Consider the following 24,370-nt stretch of genomic DNA (forward strand, 5'->3'; position numbering starts at 1 on the left):
GTTGAGTAAGTCAAAACAACAAATGACCGAAGAAGATATTAAATTGAAATATATTACACCCGCCATTCAAAAAGCTGAATGGGATATTGTAAGTGATGTGTTTTGTGAATATAGTTTCACAGATGGTCGGATTATTGTGCGGGGAAATTTAACTACACGTGGTAGACAAAAACGAGCGGATTATCTGCTTTTTTATAAAAAGAACTATCCTATCGCAATCATTGAAGCAAAAGATAACAAGCATGAAGTGGGAGCAGGTATGCAACAAGCTCTTGATTATGCCAGTATACTGGATGTGCCATTTGCATTTTCATCAAATGGTGATGGATTTATTGAACATAATCGGTTAACAGGTATTGAAAGAGAGTTAACATTGGATGAATTTCCTACGAGGGAAGAATTATGGAATAATTACGTTGAGAACGCTCATATTACACCTGCTCAAGAGGAAATAATTAATGAACCATACTTTTTTCAATTAGGGGATAAAACGCCTCGTTACTATCAACGTATTGCTATCAATCGCACAGTAGAAGCAATTGCAAATGGACAAAATAAGGTACTGATTGTGATGGCAACTGGTACAGGTAAAACATATACCGCTTTTCAAATCATATATCGGTTATGGAAGGCAGGTAAGAAGAAGAAAGTTTTATTTCTAGCAGATAGAAATGTACTTGTAGACCAAACAATTACAAATGATTTTAAACCATTTGATAAAGTGATGACTAAAATTAAAGGTCATAAGCTTGATAGTTCATATGAAATTTACTTAGCACTTTATCATCAATTAGCTGGGGATGATGGAGAAGAGCCGTTCCGCCAGTTTAAACCAGACTTTTTTGATTTGATTATTGTAGATGAAGCACACCGTGGTTCAGCAAAAGAGGATAGTCGTTGGAGAAAAGTATTAAAATATTTTGATACTGAAGATACCGCACAAATTGGTCTAACGGCTACTCCAAAAGAAACAAAGGAAGCATCAAATATTTCTTACTTTGGTGAACCAGTTTATACTTATAGCCTAAATCAAGGAATTGATGATGGATTTCTAGCACCATATAAAGTAGTACGTGTGGGTCTTGATAAAGATTTAGAAGGTTATCGACCCGAAATAGGTAAGGTAGATATGTATGGAGAGGAAATTGAGGATAGAGAGTATTCTCAAAAAGATTTCGATAAGAATATGATTATTGATGCACGTACAGAAGCGGTTGCCAAACGTATATCACAATTTTTGAAGAAAAGTGATCGGTTCGCTAAAACAATCATATTCTGTGTGGATATAGACCATGCAGAACGTATGCGTAGGGCATTGGGCAATGAAAATAGCGACCTTGTAGCACAAAACGATAAGTATATTATGCGTATTACAGGCGACAACAAAGAAGGTAAAGCACAGCTAGACAACTTCATTGATAGAGAAAGCAAATACCCTTCTATAGTAACTACATCTAAGTTATTAACAACTGGTGTGGATGTTAAAACATGTAAGCTTATTGTGTTAGATTCTAATATCAATTCAATGACTGAGTTTAAGCAAATCATTGGACGGGGAACACGTTTGGATATAGAACATGGGAAAGAGTATTTTACAATTATGGATTTCCGTAATGCAAGTCGGTTATTCGCTGACCCCGAGTTTGATGGTGACCCTATATCGGTTATAGAGATACCTAATGATGGAGAAATGGAAATCCCGCCTGGTGAAGGAGAAGAGGTTGGTGGGGACGATGAAGAAACTACAGGTGGTTTAACTGGTGTAGATGATGAAGGTGATGTAGATCCACCCAAAGGACGTAAAAGGTATCGCATAAATGATGTAGATGTTCAGATTGTTAACGAACGTGTTCAATATTATGATGTGGGTGGTAAGCTTATTACTGAAAGCTTAACAGACTATACTAGGAAGAACATTCGTAAAGAGTTTGCGAATTTAGACGCTTTTCTACGTAAATGGAATGAAGAAGATAGAAAGGAAGTAATTATTGATGCTTTAAAAGAGCGGGGGGTGCTGTTAGATGCGGTGCGGGAGCAAGAACATCTACAAGAACTAGATGAATTCGACTTGATTCTTCATTTAGCATATGATCAACCGCCATTAACAAAAGCTGAACGAGTAAACAATGTGAAAAAACGAGGATACATCTACCAATATAAAGATATTGCCCATGACGTATTGGAAATGATTCTTGAAAAATATAAAGATGAAGGTATTACAGAGATTGAAGGGACTAAAGTTTTGGAATTGAATGAGTTTCAAAAATTCGGAAGTCCGTTAAAGATTGTAAAAGCGTTTGGTAATAAGAAAAAATATTTAGAAGCAATCAAAAAATTAAAAGAAGAAATATATCTAGCTTAGGAGATTAAACATGTCTATTACATCATTTGTTAAAACATTACAGAACATTATGCGCAATGACGCTGGTATCTCAGGAGATGCACAACGCATTGAGCAAATTGTATGGATACTATTTTTAAAAATTTATGACGCAAAAGAAGAAATATGGGAGTTCCATAATGATTCTTTTCAATCCATCATACCTGAGGATTATCGTTGGAGAAATTGGGCAGTAGATAACAAAGATGGTAAGGCTATGACAGGTGAAGCTTTACTAAACTTCGTAAATGGTGAATTGTTCCCTGTATTAAAAGAAATTGAAGTAGACGAAAATACACCAATAAGTAAAGCGATTGTCCGTTTTGCTTTCGAGGATGCTTATAACTATATGAAAGATGGTGTATTGCTTCGTCAGGTAATTAATTTTATTGATAGTATTGATTTTACGGACTATAAAGAGAGGCATGCTTTCAATGAAATTTACGAACAAATTTTAAAAGATCTACAAGCTCAACGTGCGTCTGGTGAGTTCTATTCACCACGTGCAACCACAGATTTTATAACTCAGATGATTAAGCCACAATTAGGAGAACGTGTAGCGGATTTTGCATCTGGTACAGGTGGTTTCTTAACATCTGCATTAAATTACTTAAAACCACAAGTGAAATCCACAGAGGATAATGAAGTCTATAATAATTCGGTGTTTGGTATAGAAAAAAAAGCATTTCCTTATTTATTAAGTATCACAAATTTATTATTGCATGATATTGATGATCCAGTCATTATCCATGGTAACAGTTTAGATAAGAATGTTCGTGAATACAATGAAAACGAGAAGTTTGAAGTTATAATGATGAATCCCCCATACGGTGGATCAGAAAAAGACAGTATTAAGATGAATTTCCCTATGGAGTTACGTAGTAGTGAAACAGCTGATTTATTCTTATCGGTCATAATGTATCGTCTTAAACAGAATGGTCGAGCAGGGGTTATACTACCAGATGGATTCTTATTTGGTACAGACGGAGCAAAAAGAGCAATTAAACAAAAAATGTTTAAAGAATTTAATGTTCATACTATTATTCGTTTACCGCATAGTGTGTTTGCACCCTATACAACTATTCATACGAACATTTTATTCTTTGATAAATCACACCCAACAGAAGAGGTTTGGTTTTACCGTTTAGACATGCCCGAAGGATATAAAAACTTTTCCAAAACAAAACCAATTAAGTTAGAACATTTTCAGCCTGCAATGGATTGGTGGGATAATCGTGTTGTCATCTCCGAAAATAATGGCTTCAAATCACAACGATATACTGCCCAGGAGATTATTGATGATTCATATAACTTAGACTTATGTGGCTTCCCACAAGAGGAAGAAATTTTCTTAGAACCTAAAGAACTAATTGCTAATTATCAAGAAGAACGCAGACGTATAAACAATCAAATTGACAGCATCTTAAAAGAAGTTCAGTTGGAGTTAGATGAATTAACGGCAATTAATGAACAAAAAAGTATTATTGCAACACGGGAAAAAAGAGAATCGACTTATGAAAAACTAGAGTTAAACAGTAGAAGAATCGAAAAAGATTTTCCCCTTAAACTTGAAAAGTCCATTCTTTATTATGCTATGCAAGGCAAGTTAGTAGAACAGAACCCAGAAGATGAACCAGCTAGTCAATTAATTGACCGTATTAAACTTGAGAAAGAAGGATTAATAAAGGAAAAGGTCATTAAGAAGGAAAAGGTATTACCGAATATAACAGAAAGTGAGATTCCATTTGAGATACCTTCAACGTGGGAATGGTGTAGGATGGGAGAAATCATTCAATTAATTTCAGGCAGAGATTTGAAAGCTAGTGAGTATGGTACAGATAGTAAAGAAACACCATATATTACAGGTGCAAGCAATTTCAATGATGGAGAGGTGGAAATTGTAAGATGGACACCTGTACCTAGAGTAATCTCAAAGAAAGGTGACTTACTAATCACTTGTAAAGGTACAATAGGAGAAACATCTATTCAGAAAATTGAAGAGGCACACATAGCTAGACAAGTAATGGCAATTAGATTACCAGAAATGCTAGATACTAATTATGTACAAAATTACTTAAAAGCAGTTGTTCAAGATATTAAGAATTCTGCTAAGAGTATGATACCTGGAATATCACGAGATGATTTATTATTAAGGCTAATACCTTTACCGCCTTTCGAGGAACAAAGAAGGATAGTGAAATCATTCAACACAATTATGGAAAAGGTTAACTACCTTTGATGTTTTTTAACTACCTCTTCTTGATTCAAATTGATGTACTAGTTTTTTGTAATGTATTCTATAATTGTGTATTGAAAAACCTCTGGCTAATGGAATAGTTTTAGGAATTTTAAGTATGTCATCCAGTGTTTAGAAACTATATCCCCAAGTGAAGGTGTAACAATAATTGTTACTAAGTTAGATCGCTTCGCTCGCAGTTCAAAAGGTGCTTTAGCAATAATTGAACTTCTCAACGATAAACAAGTGAACTTAATTGTATTGAACATGGGTGGAGAAAAGGTAGATATATCTACAGCTATCGGTAAGCTCATGATTACTGTATTAAGCGGTATAGCTGTATTTGAAACGGATATGATTAAGGAAAGACAACTTGAGGAATTGAACTAGACAAGCAACGTGGTATTTACAAAGGTCGCCCGAACCCGAAGCGTTATATCGATAAACATAAAGATTTACAACATGCTATTGAGCTTTACAACAAACGGGATGAGAATAAACTAACAGTGAATGAGATTAGCGAAATTACAAAGGTGAGCCGTGCAACTTTATATAGAACTGTTAAAGAGCAGTGAAATAAAGAGGATATATCCACTTCTTCAATTTGCCAAAGGGGGGATATTTTCCTCTTTTTTCAGCTCTTCTATATAGCGATAGGTGTATAGTAGGTGCATCTACACATTACTGTATGGAAACTACCGATACGAGGCGAGTTTTCAGATACATGTATAGTTATAATAGCTTATTTCGCACAAAACGACTTGCATAAGTTTCAGCGGTAGAATAACTATGTATTATATTTATATTCTCATGATTGTACATTGCTTTGTTTGTCCAATTGTATGAACCGTTTATTACTGTTTTTAAGTCTATTACGCAAAATTTTTCATGAAATATATTATCTTGAAAAGCTCCGAAACCAGTTTTTCTATATGTTTCAAAATAATTTTCAAAAACAAATCCAGTTTGTGAATTAATATCATCCTTATTAATTATGAGTTGAATATTAATACCCTGAGATGCTTTCTTTTTTAAGATGCTAAAGAGTGTATTATCTGTAAACCATGCAACTGATACCCAGATTGTAAATTTGGCTTGTGTTAATTGTTCCAATATTTCACTTTGAATATTTTCAAAAGAGGTTTGAATCTCTATAATATCTTCTGGAATTAAACCTTCTCCTGTTACAACAAATTCATCCTGTTCATTCTTCTGTAAGGCATACCCACAATATTTAATGATTTCGTTTATAGGTTCTATTAAATCTGAGGCTATATTGATATCACTTCCAAGATATGTTCTTGAATATACAATATGGTTCATAAATCTTTCAAGTTGTTTTGAGTTATTGATGTCCTCTAACTTTGATAAAGTGTAATCACTCCTAGATGGAAACCCTCTACCATAAACATCTTCACTACCATATTGATTAAATAAATCTACTAATTCTGGACCTGTTCGATAATAACACTCATTGATGTATGGTACTAAATGTTTTAACGCAATTTCATCCAATTTCAAAGTTAATCTATCCTTTCTAATTATTTTAATAATATTATATCTATTAACAAGGAACATTTGGGAAAAGCTTTAAAACTTGCTAGTAATTAGTATATAATGATTCATAGAAGGTCTCCGAACTCAGTTCGTAAATATGTAATACTCCCTAATAATAATAATCGTTAATGATGGCACTTCTAAGTCTTGCTGTTAAGGGACTAAGAATTGTAGTGAAACACTAATATAACGACTACACTCGTAGAAGCTTAAGTGCCGATATCTCTGGACGTGGGTTCGACTCCCACCGTCTCCACCAAATACATATTTGGTGGTTTTTTATTTGCAAAAATCACTTCACTAAAAAAGCGGAGAACATGAACTTTCATGTTCTCCGCTTTTTTAGTGACTAATTTGTTTCCCCTGGAGTCGTTTAGTAAAAGAATCAGCTTGAGGGGTGACCGCAACATGGCCGAGTGCTTTTCCTAATCCAAAAGCAGGCATATTTCCATAAAGGGTTTCATAGTGAGAGCTCGGAAGGACGTATGTTTCGTGATAAATACCGACAGCACGGTTATTTCCGATCTTTTGATTGAAGTTTTTCCATGCTTTTAAGTGAGCTTGACCATGCGCGTAATGGCGTAGGTCATCAGATGAGCGCCAGTATTGAAGAAGTAGCGTTGTACGAAAACTAAAGAAGTTTTCCATAGAAAGGCATCCTAACTGTTTATTGGTGCTAAGTTCACGAATCATGCCAGGCATCGCAAGAAAGACTGGAAGCCATTTATGCACAGCCCACCACTGATTGATTCGCATGCCAATGAGAAATACTACAACGTCCTGTCCTTTATCCACCGTGTAGCGCCCGCTAAAGACCTGATTTGCCATCTGAATTTCCTCCTCTAGAGCTTTATTTTCGCATCCTTTGCCCATTCAATAGCAGCTTTTGTCGTTCGTTTCCCATAGTCAAGAGTCATAAGCCAGAACTTTGCATCCCCCTGATCACCATACGTTTGTACAATCATCTCCTCGATGGCTTCATAAGTTTTGAAGCGATCCAGAAGTTTGGAGAGATAGCTTTCCAATTGCTTTTTGACTGCTTCATCACTCTGATGATGACTAAAAAACAGCTTAAGCAATAACTCATTTTTCTCTAAAGCTACTTCCTCAACAGGCGTTTCCATCCACTTTTTGAGCGCATCCCAGCCCAATTGTGTTAATTCATATTCCTTTTTGTCTGGCTTTCCGGCTTCGCTTTGTTTTTGGACGGTAATAAATCCTTCATCCAGAAGACTTTTCAGTGTCGGATAAATTTGACCGTAGCTGATTTTCCAAAAATGATTCAAGCTATCATCCATCATTTGTTTCATTGAATAGCCAGTGCGACAACCGGTAGTTAGTAAGCCTAAAATAGCAAATTTCGTATTTGATTGTTTTTCCATAGTTCTCCCCCCCTATATCTAAAAGATATATATCAATTAGATATATGATAGCACGTTTTTTAAAAATATGGAAATTGAAGAATGGTTTTTATTTACAATTGGCATTATGTCTATCAACTTGTTCAAATACAATCTAAAAAAACAAGCCGTCCTTTTGGACGACTAGTTTGGTTTTCTATTCAGATGCTACTTTGGTTTCTTCGTGGACTGAAACTTCGAGGTTGCGTTGAGTAAACACTTTTTTGGCAAGCGTAAGCGCATTAAGAACTCGTGGAAAGCCTGTGTAGGGAATGAGTTGTATGATAGCTTCCACAACCTCTGATGCCGTCAGCCCGGAGGTGAGTGCGGTATTGATGTGAAGTTCAAGCTGAGGTTCTGTTCCTTGAGTCACAAGTGATGAAAGGGTAACGAGCGCTCTTTGCTGATTCGTTAACCCATCACGAGAGTAGATGTCTCCGTAAGCAAATTCAATAATATATTTACTAACATCAGGAGCAATTTCCTCCAGATCATCTGAGATTTTCAAATGAGTTGATATGTCGTCATTTGACGATAATGTGTATTCCATTAATTTATCTAGACCTTGCTGCAGGCGATCTTTTTCCATTGTAAAAGCCTCCTATAATATATCCTTTAGTAGGATCACGTGTCCTACTATACCGCGCGGAAGCTTTTGTGTGAAATACCTATTTTGAATAGAGTCTATTCGAATGAGATATACAACTAGATAGAAGACTTAATGTAGTTTATAAAAGCACGGGATGCGTAAGAGATATATTTTTCTTTTCGGAGGATAATCCCGAGGTCCCATGGTATTGAAGGATTTACAATCGGGACAGAGACCACATTATCTTGATTGATTTTTCTGAGAATAGATTTAGGAAAGAACGTAATTCCTAAATTGTGACTAACCATATCGCTTATGAAATCCCATTGAGAACTAACATACGATATTTGAGGCTCAAAACCTGCTTGGCGACACTGTTCAATCATTTGATCATGTAGCATGAAGTCTTCACTAAATAGAATAATCCGCTCATTACGTAAATCACTGATTGAGACGTCACTTTTTTCGGCGAATGGATGCGAACTGTGCACAAAAAGCATTAATTCTTCCTTTGTGAACGGAAGTGTTTCAAATTTTGTTTCATTAACAGGTAAGAGGCCGACTGCAAAATCTAATTCTCCATCAAGGATTTTTTGTTGAGCAATGTTAGCTCCGTGCTCCATTAGTTCAATCGTAATGTCGGGGTAGAGTTCTTGAAATCCTTTCAAAATACCTGGGAAGTAGAGGGCGCCGATGAGTGGCGGGAGACCAACTTTAATGTGCCCTTTCTTTAAGTTCATCATGTCATATAAGTGAGAAGAAAGATCGTCTACCATATTCAGTATTTTTTCACCTTGAAGATACACGATTTTTCCTGCATCGGTTAGTTCGCTCGATCGTGCCGAGCGATCGAGTAGTTCAACATCTAACTCGGCTTCTAAACTTTTCACCATTTTACTTAAAGTTGGCTGTGAGATGTAGAGCGAGTGTGAGGCTTTCGTAAAGCTTTTTTGCTTCGCAACTTCAACGAAATAGGCTAACTGCTTAATGTCCATATGAAAGCTCCTGTCTCTATTCCCATCAGAATGAGAAATGCATTATGGTTTATTGTAGTCGCAAATCATATGCGAATTCAACCATAGACGGGGATTCTAGACCTATTTTTTACGAGAGCTGTTACATATGTAAAAAAGAGGGGTAATGAAGAAGGCAATCAAATATCTTATGGAGGTGCTCGTTTTGAGTAAAAAAGTATTAATCATTTCCGGTGATGCTGTTGAAGCGCTTGAGATTTTCTACCCTTACTATCGCTGTCTAGAGGAAGGTTTTGACGTGACGATCGCATCCCCTACCGCTAAAAAACTACAAACGGTATGCCACGACTTTACAGATGAAATGGAAACGTTTGTTGAGAAGCAAGCCTATGGAATTGAATCACACGCAACGTTTGCAGAAATTAATCCGGCAGAGTACGATGGTTTAATTATTCCAGGCGGACGAGCACCAGAATACATTCGAATGGATGAGAGCGTACCTGGCATCGTAAGACATTTCTTTGAAGAAAATAAACCAGTAGGTGCAATTTGTCATGCGGCACAGGTTCTTAATGTGGTTCCTGATATTATGAAAGATCGCGAATATACCGCGTATCCAGCATGTAAACCAGATGTAACCGCATGTGGCGCTACATACATTGATGAAAAGGTTCATACGCGCGATAACCTCGTCTCGGGGCAGGCCTGGCCAGATTTACCAGGATTCATGAAAGAATTTCTCCGTTTATTAAAATAATGACACACGAAACCCCCTGATTGATCGATCAGGGGGTTCTTTAAGAGGAAGGATATTTTGTTTGGCCAATTGCTGAAATGACAGAGCCAACCGCCTGAATCCAGCTTCCTACGACATTAATATTTGTTGCTTCTTCATTATTGAGTTCTTTAATTCCTGAAATTGCTTGTAGTGAATTACCGACCGCCTGAAGGAAGTTCCCATAAATGCTATACAACGCTGAAGCAGAGACTTCTCCGTCTAATGCATCTGCAAGAGATACCCCTCCACCAAGAGCTTGGAGCCAGTTTCCGTCAATATTCAGTATTTGCTTCACTCGATCATCAAAATCAATCAGAATCCCTGTCACAACCGTCGAATTCCCAATTGCCTGAAGCTGATTGCCAATCTTGTCTAATGAAGGGGGAGTAATCGTATCAGCGATTAGAGCGTTTCCTGTTCCCTGCATCACATTTCCAATAAGATTTAAACTATCAAGTATTGAGGAGGGGATTTCTTTTATAGGTGTACTTCCAATAGCGGCTAAGATCGTTCCAATTGCCTGTACCCATGATCCAAATACACCTTTTATTTCATTGTTCATGATGTGATCGCCTTCTTCAAAAGTCGCCCTATTGTATTCTATACAAAATAGGAAAATCGGTTAATCAATTTGATTGGAAACTAACTCACATCAACATTCAAAGGCTTAATATAGACGTTCTGGCGATATTTAAAGAAGAAAATAGCTGTGATTGCCATCGACATTATTCCAAAGATGACAGACATCATTTGAAGTCCGATCAAATCAAGCATCAATCCCGTTAATAAGAGCACAACTTGAAAAATGATGCGATCAAGCATGTTGCGGAATGAGAAGAAACGACCGTGATATTCTTTAGGTACCCTCGTTTGGAAAATGGTAGCAGCTGTTGGAAAGAAGCAGCCGACTGAGAAACCGAATACCGCAAATGCTACAACGGAAAGAATCGGGCTGTTTGCGAAAAAGAGCAGCAGTTGAGAGAGGCCAATAATAAATGAAAAAAGAAATAAAATTGTGTATGGTGATTGTTTCCTAGAAAGCCTTTTGACTGCGAAAGCACCGATCATGAAGGAAAGACCTTCAGCGGTGTAAATCCAACTTTTGATGAGAGGATTATCTTGAAGCTCACTAATACTAATAACAAGCAAATTAAAACCACCAATAAACAAAAGAGGAACCATCGTCATAATTAGTGTCATTGTCACAATGGGCAGCTGTTTAATGATAGGAAACAAATGCTTAAAGCCACTTACTGCTTTTGAACGATGTGAAACAGAGGCGGTCGGTTCATCGATCGCAAGAAAAAGCGTAAAGATTACAAGTATAAGGTAGGCTCCTAAAGAAAGAATATACATAGTCGATAAAGACATGATCACAAGAAAGATTCCGGCAATAGCTGTACCCAGTACTCTTGAAAGTGTAGCGACATTCATATGAATCCCGTTCATTTGCAGGAGCTCTTTTTCTTTCACGACAAGTGGAATGGCGGCTTGGAGAGCAGGAAAGTAAAAAGCCGCAGCGGTCTGAATAAGAATGAGAAAAACAACCATCCAGAGTACGGACCCCGTTTGAAGAGCCACTAACATAAAGATCACGCTAATGGCTCGTGCAAGTCCAGCTACGATCATCACCGTCTTCTTTTTCACTTGATCGGTCACTCGTCCTGCATAGGGGCCAATCGCTACACCAGCAAGAAGTCCGATCGCAAGTATGACAGCTTTCATAAAATCAGAAGGCACTTTCTCTTGCATAAATTCTAAGTTACCAATAATACCGAGCCATAAGCCGAGTCCAGCTACAAATTCACCGGTTAATAAAATCCAGACATTTTTGTTCTGCCACATCATTTTGACCTCGATCTTCTTTAGTTTCTAATATCATACCATGAGCGGTAAACATAAATTACGGAATTCGAAGAAAGTTTTAATGCTAACGAATGGTAAAGGACCTAATATAATCCGATCGGTATGCCTTCAGCTTATTTTGTTTATGCTAGAAAGAAGGAGGTGAAGGGAATGGCTATGGATGTATTATGCGAGGTATCAAATTGTGTCCACAACCGAAATGGTAAGCAGTGTGGAGCAGACGAAATCTACGTTGTCAGTCATAAAGGAAATCAAGCAAGCAATAGTGAAGAAACGGATTGTAAAACATTTGAGCCTGGTACCCTTTAAACTCTTTGAGGCGTTACCATTAAAAAAAGCCGTCCTCAAGCGAGGGCGGCTTCTCGTTTACGCTTCCAATAGTTGTTTTAAATGAGCATAGTCTTTCTCAATGGAGCGCTGCACCAATTTACTCAGAACAGGACGAGCAAGTGAAAAGAGTCTTCCTGGATTTCCTTCAACGACAGCCTTAACGACACAACCTTCACCTGCAACTTGTACTTCTCTTGTGACTTTAATCGGAAACGTACTATCAACGCTTTCGATTTGAATTTTGTGGTACGGATTGTATTGGCGAACAATAAAAGTGGTTTTGATTTCTTTTCCGAGAAATTTAGCTACTTGATCGTATGTCGCCCCTTCTCTCAACACCCCATTGGTAAACTTAGCCGAAACCATACCGCTTTGCCAATCTGGATTGTTCTCGAAATTTGTGATGTAGTTAAAAACAACTTCAGGTGGCCGCTCAATCAAAATACTTGTTTTCACTTCGATTTTTTTAGTTTGCATTGTATCTTTTCCCTTGTTCTACATAATTTTTAAGGAATGTCCCAAGCAGCTCTTTCCACCCTTCCTCATAAGCGGAATGCCAGTTAGGATCAAGTAGACCTGATGCTTGATGAGAAAGGGAGAGGAGCGTTGCCCCACGATCTTCTTTTAGTGTATATGCGTAGCCACTCGTAACTGCCCCTGTCATGCCAAGAAGGCCATTTAAGCGAATTTCATATGGTGCATGTAGATAAGTGATGGTACCCCAAAGAGCCTGACTGTTTTTTCCCTTTTCTATAAATTGACCACCTATTTCATTTTCAAATGAAAGTGTTGAGTCTTCTCCACATAAGCGATAAGCCCACCAGGAGTTAATGTCTTCTGTCAATGAAGCAAAGACTTTTTCGATCGGTGCTTCAATGCGCACTTCCTGTTCAATTTGAAACGTATCTAGCTTAAATTCGTTCTCCATTTGAGTAATGCCCCTTTCAATAGTTGATTGTAATGTTAATAAAGAGGAAGCAACGTTTGATTGAACATGACTCATCCACCGATCAGCCATTTTTTGTAGCGAGACAGCGTTTAAAAAATTCAGCCGCTGTCTTCCTTTGCGGCGAACAAGCACAAGGTTGGCTTCTTCAAGTATTGTGAGATGCTTCATAACTGCATAGCGACTTATATTAGCGAAAGCCTCACTTATTTCACCCGTTGTTTTTGGACCGTTATTTAGCAAGTCCAATATCTCTCTTCGAATGGGGTGCGTTAATGCTCTGAATGTGATCGATAGTTCTTCTTCTTTGTTCATCTCATCACTCCGAAATGTGACTATAAGGTAACATAATAAGTGGCCCAATCGTAAGCTATTCTAACCAAACCAACAAGTGAGAATGACAGGTAATGAATGGAATATTTACTTGGCTATCAAATGTTTATAAGAAATTTCTGATATTTGTTTGCGTTAAAGCATGAAAACTAGTATCATCAAAGAATATAAATTTGGAATTGAATCAATTATCTAATTTTATAGGTGATGTGGAAGGGTGATTGGAATGGAAGGCAAAAAAGATCTTCGAATCAGAAGTAAAGTAATCAGTGAAGGTGTAAATCGAGTACCTAACCGCTCCATGCTTCGAGCAGTCGGTTTTACCGATGAAGATTTCAAAAAACCAATGATTGGTGTAGCGAGTACGTGGAGTGAAGTTACGCCGTGTAACGTACATATTGATTCTCTTGCGCGTGAGGCGAAAGCGGGCGCTAAGGATAACGGCGGCGCGCCAATGATTTTTAATACGATTACCGTTTCTGATGGTATTGCGATGGGGCATGAGGGGATGTTCTATTCTTTGCCAAGTCGCGAAATCATCGCGGATTCAATTGAAACGGTCACAAATGCAGAACGTCTTGATGGCATTGTAGCGATTGGCGGCTGTGACAAAACAACGCCAGGTTGCTTAATCGCAATTGGTCGTATGAACATTCCGTCCGTATACGTGTACGGTGGTACGATTCAGCCAGGTAAACTGAATGGAAATGATATCGACATTGTTTCATCATTTGAAGCGGTTGGACAATATCAAGCTGGTACGATTAACGATGAAGAGCTACACAAGGTTGAATGCTCTGCATGTCCTGGAGCAGGAGCATGTGGGGGTATGTATACCGCAAACACAATGGCATCTGCGGTTGAAGCACTTGGAATGAGTATTCCTGGATCATCTTCAACACCAGCAGTAAATGATTACAAAGAATCTGAATGTCGTCAGGCGGGGGAATTGGTGGTTTCACTTCTTGAGAAAGATATTTACCCTCGTGACATTATGACAAAAGAAGCATTTGAGAATGCGATCACAGTCGTAATGGCCCTTGGTGGATCAACTAATGCCTTCTTGCATCTAACGGCAATGGCTCACTCAGCTGGTGTCGACTTATCATTGGATGATTTCGAACGCGTTCGTGAACGTGTTCCATACATCGCAGACATGAAGCCGAGCGGTAAATATGTGATGCAAGATCTTTATGAGATTGGCGGCGTACCTGCCGTCATGAAGCTTCTTCATGAGCATGGCTTGCTTCACGGAGATTGCCTCACAGTGACTGGAAAAACGGTCGCAGAAAACTTGGCCGAAGCCCCATCGCTAAAAGAAGGACAAGAAATCATCCGTTCTCTAAATGATCCGATTAAAGCAAGCGGACCACTTGTTGTTCTTCGAGGTAATCTAGCTCCTGAAGGTTCTGTTGCAAAGATGTCCGGTCAAAAGATTAGCCATTTTGCAGGACCAGCTCGCGTTTATAATAACGAAGCAGAAGCAACTGCAGCAATCGAAGCGGATGATATTAAAGAAGGTGACGTTCTCGTTATTCGTAATGTAGGTCCTAAAGGCGGGCCAGGAATGCCGGAAATGCTATCCATTACTTCCATGATTGTTGGGAAAGGATTGAATGGGAAGGTAGCGCTTATGACAGACGGTCGCTTCTCAGGTGGATCACACGGTTTCGTTATCGGCCACGTATCTCCGGAAGCATTTGTTGGTGGACCGATTGGCCTCTTAAAAGAAGGCGACACCATTACCATCGATAGTGATAAGCAACAAATTAATTTTGATGTAACAGATGAAGAACTACAGCGTCGCCGTGCAGAATGGGTACGACCTGAGCTAAGATACAAAACAGGTATTCTCGGTAAGTACGCAAGACTCGTTTCCTCATCCGCAAAAGGCGCTGTAACGGATCTGGATATTGAATAAATTTTCGTTCGAAAGCCAGCTTTCTTCTGTATGAAGAAGCTGGCTTTTTCATTTTATTCAACAAAGGAAATGATCGAGTGGCGGAGAATGAATTTGTATACGTAAAATAAAAGCTAGAGGAGTGAGTACCCGTTTGATAATGAAAGAACACGATCCCCCGCTACATCTCCACAAATTAAGTACCTTATTGAATCGCCTCCCTTCTCATCATCTGTGCTATGAAGAAGTAAAGGAGCAACTTTCCATGTACCAAGCAGGAATATCAGGTGAGAAATCCATGGATTTCCCTCTAAGTTTTTTAGACGATAAGCGGTTTTCAATCTATCATGACTTGCGAATTTCTGACGGTGTTCATCATTTTCAAATAGATACGCTTGTAATCAGCCAGCACTATCTTCTGATTCTTGAAGTGAAAAACATTTCAGGCATTCTCAATTTTGATACTACGTTCAATCAATTAATACGCATTTCTGACACGAAAGAAGAAGCCTTCCCAAACCCCCTCACTCAGGTGGAACGTCAGCGTTCTCAACTTCGTGCTTTACTTCAAAAAATGAAAATACCTGAAGTACCTATTGAAACGCTTATTGTAGTGGCTAACCGAAGAGCAGTTTTAAAAGCGACCGAGGCGGTTCAGTTCATTTCTTCAAAAGTTATTCGAAGTGAGTACCTGCCTACAAAAGTGAAGTCACTGGATCAACGATATGGGGAATTATGGTTAACGATGAAGGAAGTACGAAAGCTGGGGCGTACTCTTGTTAAGCTACATGAGCCGCTTGACCGAGATGTACTGAAGCGATTTTCAATTTCTCGGAATGACTTGCTAGTTGGTGTAGCTTGTCCAGAGTGTGCTCGCCTGGCTATGAGGAGGCTGCACGGTAGGTGGTATTGCGAGAGGTGTGGTGCCTATTCGCGTGATGCCCACTTAAGAGCGCTTCAAGATTATGCGTTGCTTGTGTCTAGAGAGATTACGAATCAGGAGGCGAGACGGTTTTTGAGGATGGATTCCGTGTCTGCCGCATCAAAAATGTTAAGAGCCATGAACCTTCAGTGTAAGGGCATCAAAAAAGGTAGGAAGTACTATTTGGAAGTGGATTTGAACAGGTTTAGCCAATAAAATTCGATTTTGGACAATAAATCTCAGATTTGGCCAATATATTCTGGATTTAGCCAATAAAATCAAATTTTGGCCAATAAACGGCTATAGAGCCCCCGAATTTCGCTGGAGGCATCCAAACAACCACAAAAAAAGCCCCCCACACGCGTGGAGGACCCCCATCACTATTTAGACGACTCGGATTTCTCAAAATTAAGATCCCAAATCACTCCATAGGCATCCTTAACCTTCGCAAATGTCGCTCCCCAAAAGGTATCCTGAAGCTCCATATAAACGGTGCCTTTTTCTTTCAAGCGCGCATAGAGCGACTCAATTTCTTCAGCGCTATCAAGTTCGAGGGCAAGAGAGATGTTATTACCTACAGTTACGTTTTGGTTCAAAAAAGTATCCGATACCATGAAAAAGAGCTCATCTTTTTTGAATCGTGCGTGCATGATGTAATTGTCCATTTCTGGTGGTGTTTCGAAGTCTGCTTCTCCGAACGTTTGGAGATCGGTTATCTCGCCTTCAAAGACTTCTTCGTAGTATGCCAAAGCCTCTCGCGCTGTGCCTTCAAATGTGAAATAAGGAATCGGATGGTGCTTCATAGTCTTCACTCTCCTTTAAATGAGGTCGCTTGTCTATCTAGATCTAGTATAACGTTATGACTAGAAATACTAAAGAACATTCGTTCGTCACGAAATGTCGCAATTCAACGAGGGTTTTTCGTAGGGCATATGAAAGGAAACTCACGCTCTTTTAAAGAAAGGAAGAGTGGCTTTTCAGAGCGAATTAGTAAAACAATAGGAGGTGCTCTATGTATCAGAAAGTAATCGATCCAAGGGTCTCAGAAACAGATGGAGCAGGACATATTAATAATACGGTCATTCCAGTGTGGTTTGAATCTGGTCGAGATCCGATTTTTCGATTGTTTAATCCAGATTTAACCTTTCATGATTGGCACTGCGTCCTTCTAAAAATGAATGTGACATACATCTCCCAACTCTATTACGGAACGCCGATAACTGTATACACTTGGATCAAGAGAATTGGGCGAACGAGTTTTGAGGTTTATGAGGAAATTCATCAGAAAGAAAAAGTTTGTGTAACAGGATCGGCCACGTATGTGAACTACCATTTTGATCAACAAAAAAGCATGCCAATATCAGATGAAATACGAAGGCAGTTTGAAGCACATCTTTACACAAATCAAAAAGCCACTAGCGAGTAACTTTGCTAGTGGCTTTTCATAAAAGTTAGATGTTGATTTTAACGTCAGCATCTTTCTTTAATTTCTCAACTAATTCTTGAGTTTTCTTCGATTTTTGTTCATCTTCTAGACCTTTTTTGATCTGAGGTTTCACATCTTCATATGCTGGCATTTCTTCTGAAGTACCCTGTTCTTTTGCTTGATCATAGTATTCTTTCATTTCTTCTTCAGTCACTTCATCAACTTTGATTTCCTGGTCGATGTAAGTTGTATATTGGATGTTCTTCGCAATTTCTTTTTCAAGATCTTCCATTGTCATGTCGCTTTGTTCAAGTGCTGCTTCGAATTTCTTCTCATCTTCATAGCCCTCTTTAATACCAGCAAGCTCTTCTTTGATCTTATCGTCAGAAGCTTCAATGCCTTCTTTCTGAGCGGCTTGGAGAATTAATTCCTGTCCAACCATGCTTTCAGCGACTTGTTTTTTCATTTGGTCTAGCTGATCTTTAGGCACTTCCTGGCCCATTTGTACGTACTGCATTTGGCTCTGGCTATAAAGGGCATTGAAATCTTCCCCTTTAATTTCTTCACCATTAACGGTTGCTACTACCTTATCTGCATCAACTTTATCAACTTCCGGTTGTTCCTGCTCTCCGGATTGTGCTTGTTCTTCTGTATTTGTATCTTCTTCTTTCTTGTCATTACTGCTTTCTTCATTTCCTCCACAGGCAGCTAATACAACGATTAGTAAACCTGTTATGAGTAAGTAAGTTAATTTACGCAATTCACATGCTCCTTTCAAAAGGCTGTGTCTATTGTTCCACAAAAAGAGAGAGTTGAAAACCCCTAACAGTAAGTATGGGATAAATACCACATTCTTATTACATTCTTTCGTGATTCAGGTGGAAGCACTAACTTCTAGGATGCCTAGCGCATAGAGTAATAAGAAGTTTATTACTAAGAGGTGAGACTCCATGATTAATGGGAAGCAGTATGTTGAACGTATTGATGCACTTAATAATGAAGTATGGATTGCAGGGGAGAAGTGCTCAGGCAAAATATCGGAGTTAGCACCATTTAAAGGAATAGTGAAAAGCAAAGCTGCTCTATACGAGTATCAGTGTAAGGAGGAGAATGAAGAGCTTTTTCGTTATGCGTTACCTCATTTAAAGGAAGCATATGGGTTTTCCTATCATCAACCAAAACGAATAAAAGATTTATCCAATCGTCGAAAAGCAACACAGGAGTGGGCAAGGTTGAATGCGGGGTTAATGGGGCGCTCGCCTGACTATATGAATACATTACTTATGACACTTGGTGTTGCGGATAAACATTTTGCTGAGGACCGGGAAGTCTTTGGTGACAACATCAAAAGATTATATGAAAAAGCAAGAACAGAAGATCTATCCATAACGCATACATTTATTAATCCCCAGGTAAATCGGTCCATTGGTCAGTATTTTGATGACTCTACGATCACAGCTGCTAAGGTTGTAGAAGAAAAGAAGGAAGGCATTGTCATTCATGGTGCAAGATTGTTAGCGACACAGGGGGGATTGACGGATGAACTGCTCGTCTTGCCCGCAGGTGGGCATACGTTAGATGATTCGTATATCTTTGGTTTTATGATTCCATCAAACACAAAAGGTCTCAAATTTCTATGTAGGGAATCATTTTGCTATAGCGATTCGAAGTTCGACCATCCATTAGGCTCACAATTTGAGGAAATTGACTCTATTGTTGTGTTTGATCAAGTGCTTGTACCATGGGAATGTGTTTTTATATATAAGAATATCCAGACCGTTGCTGGAATGGAAGATGCGACTGGTATGTACACGTTTCTACAATTTCAATCAGTGTGCAGGCAGGTTGTGAAGTTAGAGTATATTCTTGGGCTTTGCGAATCAATGGGAGATGCCATTCAAATTCAAGAGTATGAGCATGTGAAGCAAAAAATGAGTGAAATTATCACAACTCTTGAGATTATGAAAGCTCTTTTACTAGCATCGGAGGTCAATAGTCAGCTCAATCAATATGGAACGCTTGTACCTGATAGTCAGCCGTTGAAAGCTGCCAGTCAATACTTTCCAGCTGTTTACCCGAGGTTAATTGAAATTATTCAGTTGCTCGGCGCAAGTGGATTAATTTCCATACCAACTGAAAAAGATTTCAATTCCGATATCCAAGAAGATTTAGCACAATATTTGCAAGGAGCGAATATTGAAGCGAAAGAGCGAGTCAGATTATTTCGAATGGCTTGGGACCTTGGTATGAGCGCCTTTGGTTCTCGTCAAACACAATTTGAAAGGTTCTTCTTTGGGGATCCCGTCCGTCTTGCAGCTGTTCATTATAACCGATATTATACTCAGCCATATGTCGATATGGTTGAGGCATTCTTAAATAAAGTAGGAGAATAAAGTCGCCGCTGTGCGGCTTTTGATTCAATTTGTAAGCGTTTTCTGAGGTGTGGAAGGAGACGGGATTGTTATTACCGAATGATGTGGAGGGGGCACAATACATAGAGGAGTTGAAGATATGCTAAAAGCATCTATTTCATTTTCGAATCGCATCATGCAACGCTATTTACCCGATCCGTTTTTATTTGTGATCATCCTCACTTTCGTGGTATTTGCATTTGGACTTGTTTTTACTGGAAGTTCACCGGTTCAGATGGTGCAATACTTTGGAGAAGGGTTTTGGAGTTTACTAGCTTTTTCTATGCAAATGGTACTCGTTCTTGTAACAGGATATGTTCTTGCGAGTAGTCCTCTTTTCAAGAAAGGCCTTCGTTTTCTTGCGGCGAGAGCGAAAACACCTGGACAAGCCATTGTGTATGTCACACTCGTATCGTTACTAGCAAGCTGGATCAACTGGGGATTTGGTCTTGTGATCGGGGCATTATATGCGAAAGAGCTTGCTAAAAAAGTAGAAAAAGTAGATTACCGATTGCTGATCGCAAGTGCCTATAGTGGATTTCTTGTGTGGCATGGTGGATTAGCTGGATCGATACCATTGACTATTGCAACACCTGATCATTTTACAGCCGATCTCATTGGAACCATATCAACGAAGGAAACGATCTTTTCCCTATTTAATCTCGTTATTGTCGCGTCATTATTTATTCTGTTACCCCTTATTAATTACTTTATGTCTCCAGCGGAAGAAGAGCGTGTCCAAATTGATCGCACTTTGCTAGAAGAAGGGAACCTTCATGCTGCAACTGTGGAGGGAGATTTAACACCTGCTGAGCGTCTCGAGAATAGTCGCGTCATCTCGATGATCATTTCATTTGTTGGGCTTGCTTATCTTGTTTATTATTTCGTAAACGCCGGATTTGAACTGAATTTAAATATCGTGAATTTTGGCTTTCTCTTCCTGGGAATTCTTTTTCATGGTACACCGCGTCTGTTTCTTGAATCTGTAGGTAATGCAGTTAAAGGAGCTAGCGGGATTATTATTCAATTTCCTTTTTATGCAGGAATAATGGGGATGATGGTGGCTTCTGGTCTTGCTGCTCAGCTTTCAGAAGGGTTTGTTTCCATCTCAAACGAATTTACCTTTCCATTCTTTGCTTTTTTAAGTGCGGGAATTGTGAATTTCTTTGTCCCTTCTGGTGGGGGACAATGGGCGGTTCAGGCACCTATTATGCTAGATGCAGCAAAAGCGCTTGAGGTTTCCGTTCCTAAAACGGCAATGGCTGTCGCATGGGGAGACGCCTGGACAAATATGATCCAACCGTTTTGGGCATTGCCTGCTCTTGCGATTGCGGGATTAAAAGCAAAAGACATTATGGGATACTGCTTTATTGTTCTAATCGTAAGTGGAGTGGCAATTTCGTTAGGGCTTGTTTTCATAAGTTAAGGGAGGGGATTTCCTCCCCTTTGCAATAGGGTAGTGGATTGATTTAATTCGCGCGATCTAGCTTTTGGTTTCGTATGATTCCATAGATTGCAGAAGAAGTGAAAAAGAGACAAAGTATAACAAAAGTAAGGGTGTAGGCTAATTTGCTCTCACTATACATATCATAGGCAAACATCCCCATTGCCACGGCGCTAATGAATAGATTGATCAGGGTGAACGGATGAAATTTTGGTTTATCCATTATTCTCCTCCTATTCCTGTTAGTTTAACATAATTTCTCAAAAGAATTAGGCGACAAAATAAAATCGACAGGCATAATAAATTTCTATCAATCCTAGGACGCGTAAAAGAATATTGTTTAGAGTTCGTCAAAGATCGTTCATACTCCATTCACAAAAATGTGGTACCGTATGTGGTGAGAGGATGATTTCAGTATGAAGAAGGAATTCCAAGAACGAATAGAAGAATGGAAGAATTTTTTATTTATTTATAAATTTGCTCTGGATGAAATTAATACAAAGTTAACTATCTTAAATGATGAATTTCAATTTGTACATCAACATAACCCTATTGAGCATGTAAAGTCTCGCATTAAGTCACCAGAAAGCATTATGGCAAAGCTTGAGCGTAAAGGTCTTGAAGTGACAACTGAAAATGTAAAAAAACATATAAACGATATTGCTGGAGTACGGGTGACGTGTTCCTTTACAAATGATATTTATCGAATCTATGAAATGATTGAAAGTCAGGATGACATTCGCTTAATTGATGTAAAAGATTATGTTAAGAATCCAAAGCCGAATGGCTATAAAAGTTTGCATCTGATTGTTGAAATTCCGGTCTTTTTATCAAAGGGTCCTGAGTTAGTAAGAGTTGAAATTCAACTGCGTACAATTGCAATGGATTTCTGGGCAAGCTTAGAGCACAAAATTTATTATAAATTTGAAGGTGAAATACCTGGAAATCTTAGTGATGAATTAAAAGAGGCAGCCGAGATTGTACATTATCTTGATGCCAAAATGATGAGAATTAAAGACGAAGTAAATGAATTTAAAGAGCATGAAAAAGAAGAGAAGCAAACAATAACTTAACTTAGGGGTGTTCATGTGAAGAAAATTCGCTGGGGAATCATCGGTTGTGGGAATGTGACAGAGAAGAAGAGCGGCCCGGGTTTTCAGAAAGCCGAGAACTCAGAGCTCGTTGCTGTTATGCGTCGAGACGCAACACTTGCTGAAGATTATGCTAAAAGACACAATGTTCCAAAGTGGTACACAAATGCAGAAGCACTCATTGATGATGAAGAAGTAGATGCGATTTATATCGCTACGCCACCATCAACACATAAAGAATACGCCATTCTTGCAGCTAGAGCATCAAAGCCTGTTTATGTGGAAAAGCCTATGGCACTAAATACAGAGGAGTGCGAGGAGATGATTAAGGCATGCGATGAGAACCACGTGCCACTGTTTGTTGCCTTCTATCGCCGTGCTATGCCTGCCTTACTGCAAGTGAAGGAAGTAATCGAGAGTGGAGCTCTTGGTAACATTCGATTTGTTACTACGGTGCACCATAAGAAAGCATCCGAACAAGAAAAGAACGGAAACTTGCCATGGCGCGTGCAGCCGGAAATTTCAGGCGGTGGTCACTTCTTTGACCTTGCAAGTCATACGTTAGATTTTCTTGATTATGTACTTGGACCTATTGAAAGTGTAAATGGATTTGCAACGAATCAGGCGGAGCTGTATCAGGCTGAAGATATTGTCTCTGGTTCATACGTCTTTGAATCAGGTGTTCACGGTACGGGGCAATGGTGCTTTAATTCTTATAAGAATGAAGATTGGAATGAGATTGTTGGTGATAAAGGGTCACTCCTCTATTCTACTCTCCAAGAGCGTCCAATGATTCTGAAAGATGAACAGGGCGAACGTGAAATCGAAGTCGACTACCCTGAGCATGTTCAACAGCCTTTGATTCAGACGATCGTGAATGAGTTGAATGGAGAAAGTCATTCACCAAGTACTGGTAAGACAGCTTTACGAACAAGTAAAGTAATGGATCAGCTTGTGGCAAATTATTATCAAAAGAGCGGAAGCCTATAAAGTAGGCTTCTTTTTTTATTCGTTAAAAGTGATCTAAGGGGTAAAATTCATAATATGATTATTTTCCATTTGACATTGATAATCATTATCAATAAAATAAGTATTAGAATAGTTTATCTGAATAGATCTAATTGCCACAACGATAAGCAGGTATATATAGAAAGGGTGCTTTAGACATGTATGAGATGATTCAGGATACAATTGTTTCGAGAAGAACGATTCGCAAATTTCATCCAGACGATATTCCTCTACATACAATTGTGGAGATACTTGAAGATGCCAAATGGGCTCCAAACCATAAATTTAGAGAACCATGGGAAGTTGTCCTATACAAAGGGGATGGGAAAGGTCAACTCATTGATCAAGTGCAGGAAAGCATTGTCCGAAATGAGTTGGATGAAGAGAAGAGCGAGAAGAAGAAGGAGAAAATCAATCAATTCATTAATGAAATCCCCATTCATTTAGTTGTTTATATGAAATCCTCTGAATCAGCTAAAGAAAGACATGAAGATTTTGCAGCTACATGTGCGTTCATACAAAATGTCCAGCTTCTTTCCTGGTCAAAAGGACTTGGGGTCGTGTGGAAAACAAATGGATTTATTTTTGATCCGGTGTTTCGAGAAGGAATCGGGCTAGAAGCTGATGATGTTATTGTTGGCATGCTTCATATTGGAAAGCCCGCTGTTATTCCGAATCCTAAAGAGCGGAAATCCATTAAGAACAGCCTCACAATTTGCGACACGGCGCCCCAATCTAAAAAAGAACATTCCTCTTATATGTAAAGAGGAATGTTCTTT

At 38.8% G+C, this 24,370-nt stretch carries 26 protein-coding genes; 14 read left to right on the forward strand and 12 right to left on the reverse strand.

Features of this window, described 5'->3' with window-relative positions:
* The first annotated feature begins 22 nt into the window (after positions 1–22).
* From hsdR to IQ283_RS24070, 4 genes are all read left to right on the forward strand, one after another.
* Complete coding sequence (gene hsdR, locus IQ283_RS03740; protein WP_194219590.1) at positions 23–2,362, forward strand: EcoAI/FtnUII family type I restriction enzme subunit R; 2,340 nt, start codon at positions 23–25, stop codon at positions 2,360–2,362.
* 10 nt (positions 2,363–2,372) lie between these two features.
* Positions 2,373–4,619, forward strand: a complete 2,247-nt coding sequence (locus IQ283_RS03745; RefSeq protein WP_194218799.1) for an N-6 DNA methylase — start codon at positions 2,373–2,375, stop codon at positions 4,617–4,619.
* A gap of 165 nt (positions 4,620–4,784) precedes the next feature.
* Positions 4,785–5,006, forward strand: a complete 222-nt coding sequence (locus IQ283_RS24065) for a recombinase family protein (protein WP_242057280.1) — start codon at positions 4,785–4,787, stop codon at positions 5,004–5,006.
* 116 nt (positions 5,007–5,122) lie between these two features.
* Positions 5,123–5,191, forward strand: coding sequence for a hypothetical protein (locus tag IQ283_RS24070; RefSeq protein ID WP_242057281.1), 69 nt, complete (start codon positions 5,123–5,125; stop codon positions 5,189–5,191).
* 157 nt (positions 5,192–5,348) lie between these two features.
* Here the strand turns inward: IQ283_RS24070 and IQ283_RS03755 are convergent, their stop codons facing one another.
* The 5 genes from IQ283_RS03755 to IQ283_RS03775 all read right to left on the reverse strand — a co-directional run bounded on the left by IQ283_RS03755 (position 5,349) and on the right by IQ283_RS03775 (position 9,157).
* Positions 5,349–6,137: a phospholipase D-like domain-containing protein gene (locus IQ283_RS03755; RefSeq protein WP_194218800.1), complete on the reverse strand. Its 789-nt coding sequence runs from the start codon at positions 6,135–6,137 to the stop codon at positions 5,349–5,351.
* Between the two features lie 378 nt (positions 6,138–6,515).
* Positions 6,516–7,001: a DUF4188 domain-containing protein gene (locus IQ283_RS03760; protein WP_194218801.1), complete on the reverse strand. Its 486-nt coding sequence runs from the start codon at positions 6,999–7,001 to the stop codon at positions 6,516–6,518.
* A gap of 14 nt (positions 7,002–7,015) precedes the next feature.
* Positions 7,016–7,555, reverse strand: coding sequence for a PadR family transcriptional regulator (locus tag IQ283_RS03765; RefSeq protein WP_194218802.1), 540 nt, complete (start codon positions 7,553–7,555; stop codon positions 7,016–7,018).
* Between the two features lie 175 nt (positions 7,556–7,730).
* On the reverse strand, positions 7,731–8,162 hold the full coding sequence (locus IQ283_RS03770; RefSeq protein WP_194218803.1) for a carboxymuconolactone decarboxylase family protein: 432 nt from the start codon (positions 8,160–8,162) through the stop codon (positions 7,731–7,733).
* 116 nt (positions 8,163–8,278) lie between these two features.
* On the reverse strand, positions 8,279–9,157 hold the full coding sequence (locus tag IQ283_RS03775) for a LysR family transcriptional regulator (protein ID WP_194218804.1): 879 nt from the start codon (positions 9,155–9,157) through the stop codon (positions 8,279–8,281).
* 184 nt (positions 9,158–9,341) lie between these two features.
* Between IQ283_RS03775 and IQ283_RS03780 the strand changes: the two genes are divergently transcribed.
* Positions 9,342–9,893, forward strand: coding sequence for a DJ-1/PfpI family protein (locus IQ283_RS03780; protein WP_194218805.1), 552 nt, complete (start codon positions 9,342–9,344; stop codon positions 9,891–9,893).
* A 40-nt stretch (positions 9,894–9,933) separates the two neighbouring features.
* Here IQ283_RS03780 and IQ283_RS03785 read toward each other — a convergent pair whose 3' ends face one another.
* Both IQ283_RS03785 and IQ283_RS03790 read right to left on the reverse strand, forming a co-directional pair.
* A complete protein-coding gene (locus tag IQ283_RS03785) occupies positions 9,934–10,476 on the reverse strand; it encodes a DUF6944 family repetitive protein (RefSeq protein WP_194218806.1) in 543 nt (180 codons plus the stop codon).
* An 80-nt stretch (positions 10,477–10,556) separates the two neighbouring features.
* Positions 10,557–11,759 (reverse strand): MFS transporter, encoded by a 1,203-nt coding sequence (locus tag IQ283_RS03790; RefSeq protein ID WP_194218807.1) that lies wholly within the window; start codon positions 11,757–11,759, stop codon positions 10,557–10,559.
* A gap of 171 nt (positions 11,760–11,930) precedes the next feature.
* Between IQ283_RS03790 and IQ283_RS03795 the strand changes: the two genes are divergently transcribed.
* Positions 11,931–12,089, forward strand: a complete 159-nt coding sequence (locus tag IQ283_RS03795) for a DUF1540 domain-containing protein (RefSeq protein ID WP_194218808.1) — start codon at positions 11,931–11,933, stop codon at positions 12,087–12,089.
* A 57-nt stretch (positions 12,090–12,146) separates the two neighbouring features.
* On the opposite strand, the gene IQ283_RS03800 is transcribed toward IQ283_RS03795, so the two are convergent.
* Both IQ283_RS03800 and IQ283_RS03805 read right to left on the reverse strand, forming a co-directional pair.
* A complete protein-coding gene (locus IQ283_RS03800) occupies positions 12,147–12,587 on the reverse strand; it encodes an SRPBCC family protein (RefSeq protein WP_194218809.1) in 441 nt (146 codons plus the stop codon).
* Positions 12,577–13,371, reverse strand: coding sequence for a helix-turn-helix domain-containing protein (locus IQ283_RS03805; RefSeq protein WP_194218810.1), 795 nt, complete (start codon positions 13,369–13,371; stop codon positions 12,577–12,579). The genes IQ283_RS03800 and IQ283_RS03805 overlap by 11 nt, the downstream gene beginning before the upstream one ends.
* A gap of 244 nt (positions 13,372–13,615) precedes the next feature.
* Here IQ283_RS03805 and ilvD point away from each other — a divergent pair, with 244 nt between their 5' ends.
* A complete protein-coding gene (gene ilvD / locus IQ283_RS03810) occupies positions 13,616–15,310 on the forward strand; it encodes a dihydroxy-acid dehydratase (RefSeq protein WP_194218811.1) in 1,695 nt (564 codons plus the stop codon).
* 244 nt (positions 15,311–15,554) lie between these two features.
* Positions 15,555–16,427 carry an NERD domain-containing protein gene (locus tag IQ283_RS03815; RefSeq protein ID WP_206759426.1) on the forward strand — a complete coding sequence of 291 codons (873 nt, stop codon included), beginning with the start codon at positions 15,555–15,557 and terminating at the stop codon, positions 16,425–16,427.
* Between the two features lie 164 nt (positions 16,428–16,591).
* Here IQ283_RS03815 and IQ283_RS03820 read toward each other — a convergent pair whose 3' ends face one another.
* Complete coding sequence (locus tag IQ283_RS03820) at positions 16,592–17,014, reverse strand: VOC family protein (protein WP_194218813.1); 423 nt, start codon at positions 17,012–17,014, stop codon at positions 16,592–16,594.
* Positions 17,015–17,223: 209 nt separating this feature from the next.
* Here IQ283_RS03820 and IQ283_RS03825 point away from each other — a divergent pair, with 209 nt between their 5' ends.
* Positions 17,224–17,637, forward strand: coding sequence for an acyl-CoA thioesterase (locus tag IQ283_RS03825; protein ID WP_194218814.1), 414 nt, complete (start codon positions 17,224–17,226; stop codon positions 17,635–17,637).
* A 25-nt stretch (positions 17,638–17,662) separates the two neighbouring features.
* Here the strand turns inward: IQ283_RS03825 and IQ283_RS03830 are convergent, their stop codons facing one another.
* The gene (locus IQ283_RS03830; RefSeq protein WP_194218815.1) at positions 17,663–18,397 is read right to left on the reverse strand and encodes a SurA N-terminal domain-containing protein; all 735 of its coding nucleotides are present in this window, start codon (positions 18,395–18,397) and stop codon (positions 17,663–17,665) included.
* 190 nt (positions 18,398–18,587) lie between these two features.
* Between IQ283_RS03830 and hpaB the strand changes: the two genes are divergently transcribed.
* Together hpaB and IQ283_RS03840 are read left to right on the forward strand one after the other, a co-directional pair.
* Positions 18,588–20,030 carry a 4-hydroxyphenylacetate 3-monooxygenase, oxygenase component gene (gene hpaB, locus IQ283_RS03835; RefSeq protein WP_194218816.1) on the forward strand — a complete coding sequence of 481 codons (1,443 nt, stop codon included), beginning with the start codon at positions 18,588–18,590 and terminating at the stop codon, positions 20,028–20,030.
* 118 nt (positions 20,031–20,148) lie between these two features.
* On the forward strand, positions 20,149–21,474 hold the full coding sequence (locus tag IQ283_RS03840; protein WP_194218817.1) for a short-chain fatty acid transporter: 1,326 nt from the start codon (positions 20,149–20,151) through the stop codon (positions 21,472–21,474).
* 43 nt (positions 21,475–21,517) lie between these two features.
* Here the strand turns inward: IQ283_RS03840 and IQ283_RS03845 are convergent, their stop codons facing one another.
* Positions 21,518–21,715 (reverse strand): hypothetical protein, encoded by a 198-nt coding sequence (locus IQ283_RS03845; protein ID WP_194218818.1) that lies wholly within the window; start codon positions 21,713–21,715, stop codon positions 21,518–21,520.
* 193 nt (positions 21,716–21,908) lie between these two features.
* Here IQ283_RS03845 and IQ283_RS03850 point away from each other — a divergent pair, with 193 nt between their 5' ends.
* The 3 genes from IQ283_RS03850 (at position 21,909) to IQ283_RS03860 (ending at position 24,355) form a co-directional block, all read left to right on the forward strand.
* Positions 21,909–22,565: a GTP pyrophosphokinase gene (locus tag IQ283_RS03850; RefSeq protein WP_194218819.1), complete on the forward strand. Its 657-nt coding sequence runs from the start codon at positions 21,909–21,911 to the stop codon at positions 22,563–22,565.
* Positions 22,566–22,580: 15 nt separating this feature from the next.
* Positions 22,581–23,573 (forward strand): Gfo/Idh/MocA family protein, encoded by a 993-nt coding sequence (locus tag IQ283_RS03855; RefSeq protein ID WP_194218820.1) that lies wholly within the window; start codon positions 22,581–22,583, stop codon positions 23,571–23,573.
* A 176-nt stretch (positions 23,574–23,749) separates the two neighbouring features.
* Entirely contained in the window at positions 23,750–24,355 is a 606-nt protein-coding gene (locus IQ283_RS03860) for a nitroreductase family protein (RefSeq protein ID WP_194218821.1), read from the forward strand.
* Positions 24,356–24,370 lie beyond the last annotated feature (15 nt).

It is taken from the genome of Pseudalkalibacillus hwajinpoensis (genome assembly GCF_015234585.1).
Classification (GTDB): domain Bacteria; phylum Bacillota; class Bacilli; order Bacillales; family Guptibacillaceae; genus Guptibacillus; species Guptibacillus hwajinpoensis_B.

Bases quoted from the DNA above. Each gene is read 5' to 3' on its own strand.
- IQ283_RS03785 (WP_194218806.1), bottom strand. From the start codon at position 10,476: ATGAACAATGAAATAAAAGGTGTATTTGGATCATGGGTACAGGCAATT.
- IQ283_RS03820 (WP_194218813.1), bottom strand. From the start codon at position 17,014: ATGAAGCACCATCCGATTCCTTATTTCACATTTGAAGGCACAGCGCGA.
- hsdR (WP_194219590.1), top strand. From the start codon at position 23: ATGACCGAAGAAGATATTAAATTGAAATATATTACACCCGCCATTCAA.
- IQ283_RS03805 (WP_194218810.1), bottom strand. From the start codon at position 13,371: ATGAACAAAGAAGAAGAACTATCGATCACATTCAGAGCATTAACGCAC.
- IQ283_RS03795 (WP_194218808.1), top strand. From the start codon at position 11,931: ATGGCTATGGATGTATTATGCGAGGTATCAAATTGTGTCCACAACCGA.
- IQ283_RS03760 (WP_194218801.1), bottom strand. From the start codon at position 7,001: ATGGCAAATCAGGTCTTTAGCGGGCGCTACACGGTGGATAAAGGACAG.
- IQ283_RS03840 (WP_194218817.1), top strand. From the start codon at position 20,149: ATGCTAAAAGCATCTATTTCATTTTCGAATCGCATCATGCAACGCTAT.
- hpaB (WP_194218816.1), top strand. From the start codon at position 18,588: ATGATTAATGGGAAGCAGTATGTTGAACGTATTGATGCACTTAATAAT.
- IQ283_RS03790 (WP_194218807.1), bottom strand. From the start codon at position 11,759: ATGTGGCAGAACAAAAATGTCTGGATTTTATTAACCGGTGAATTTGTA.
- IQ283_RS03800 (WP_194218809.1), bottom strand. From the start codon at position 12,587: ATGCAAACTAAAAAAATCGAAGTGAAAACAAGTATTTTGATTGAGCGG.
- IQ283_RS03765 (WP_194218802.1), bottom strand. From the start codon at position 7,555: ATGGAAAAACAATCAAATACGAAATTTGCTATTTTAGGCTTACTAACT.
- IQ283_RS03775 (WP_194218804.1), bottom strand. From the start codon at position 9,157: ATGGACATTAAGCAGTTAGCCTATTTCGTTGAAGTTGCGAAGCAAAAA.
- IQ283_RS03850 (WP_194218819.1), top strand. From the start codon at position 21,909: ATGAAGAAGGAATTCCAAGAACGAATAGAAGAATGGAAGAATTTTTTA.
- IQ283_RS03860 (WP_194218821.1), top strand. From the start codon at position 23,750: ATGTATGAGATGATTCAGGATACAATTGTTTCGAGAAGAACGATTCGC.
- IQ283_RS03825 (WP_194218814.1), top strand. From the start codon at position 17,224: ATGTATCAGAAAGTAATCGATCCAAGGGTCTCAGAAACAGATGGAGCA.
- IQ283_RS03845 (WP_194218818.1), bottom strand. From the start codon at position 21,715: ATGGATAAACCAAAATTTCATCCGTTCACCCTGATCAATCTATTCATT.
- IQ283_RS03770 (WP_194218803.1), bottom strand. From the start codon at position 8,162: ATGGAAAAAGATCGCCTGCAGCAAGGTCTAGATAAATTAATGGAATAC.
- ilvD (WP_194218811.1), top strand. From the start codon at position 13,616: ATGGAAGGCAAAAAAGATCTTCGAATCAGAAGTAAAGTAATCAGTGAA.
- IQ283_RS03745 (WP_194218799.1), top strand. From the start codon at position 2,373: ATGTCTATTACATCATTTGTTAAAACATTACAGAACATTATGCGCAAT.
- IQ283_RS03815 (WP_206759426.1), top strand. From the start codon at position 15,555: ATGTACCAAGCAGGAATATCAGGTGAGAAATCCATGGATTTCCCTCTA.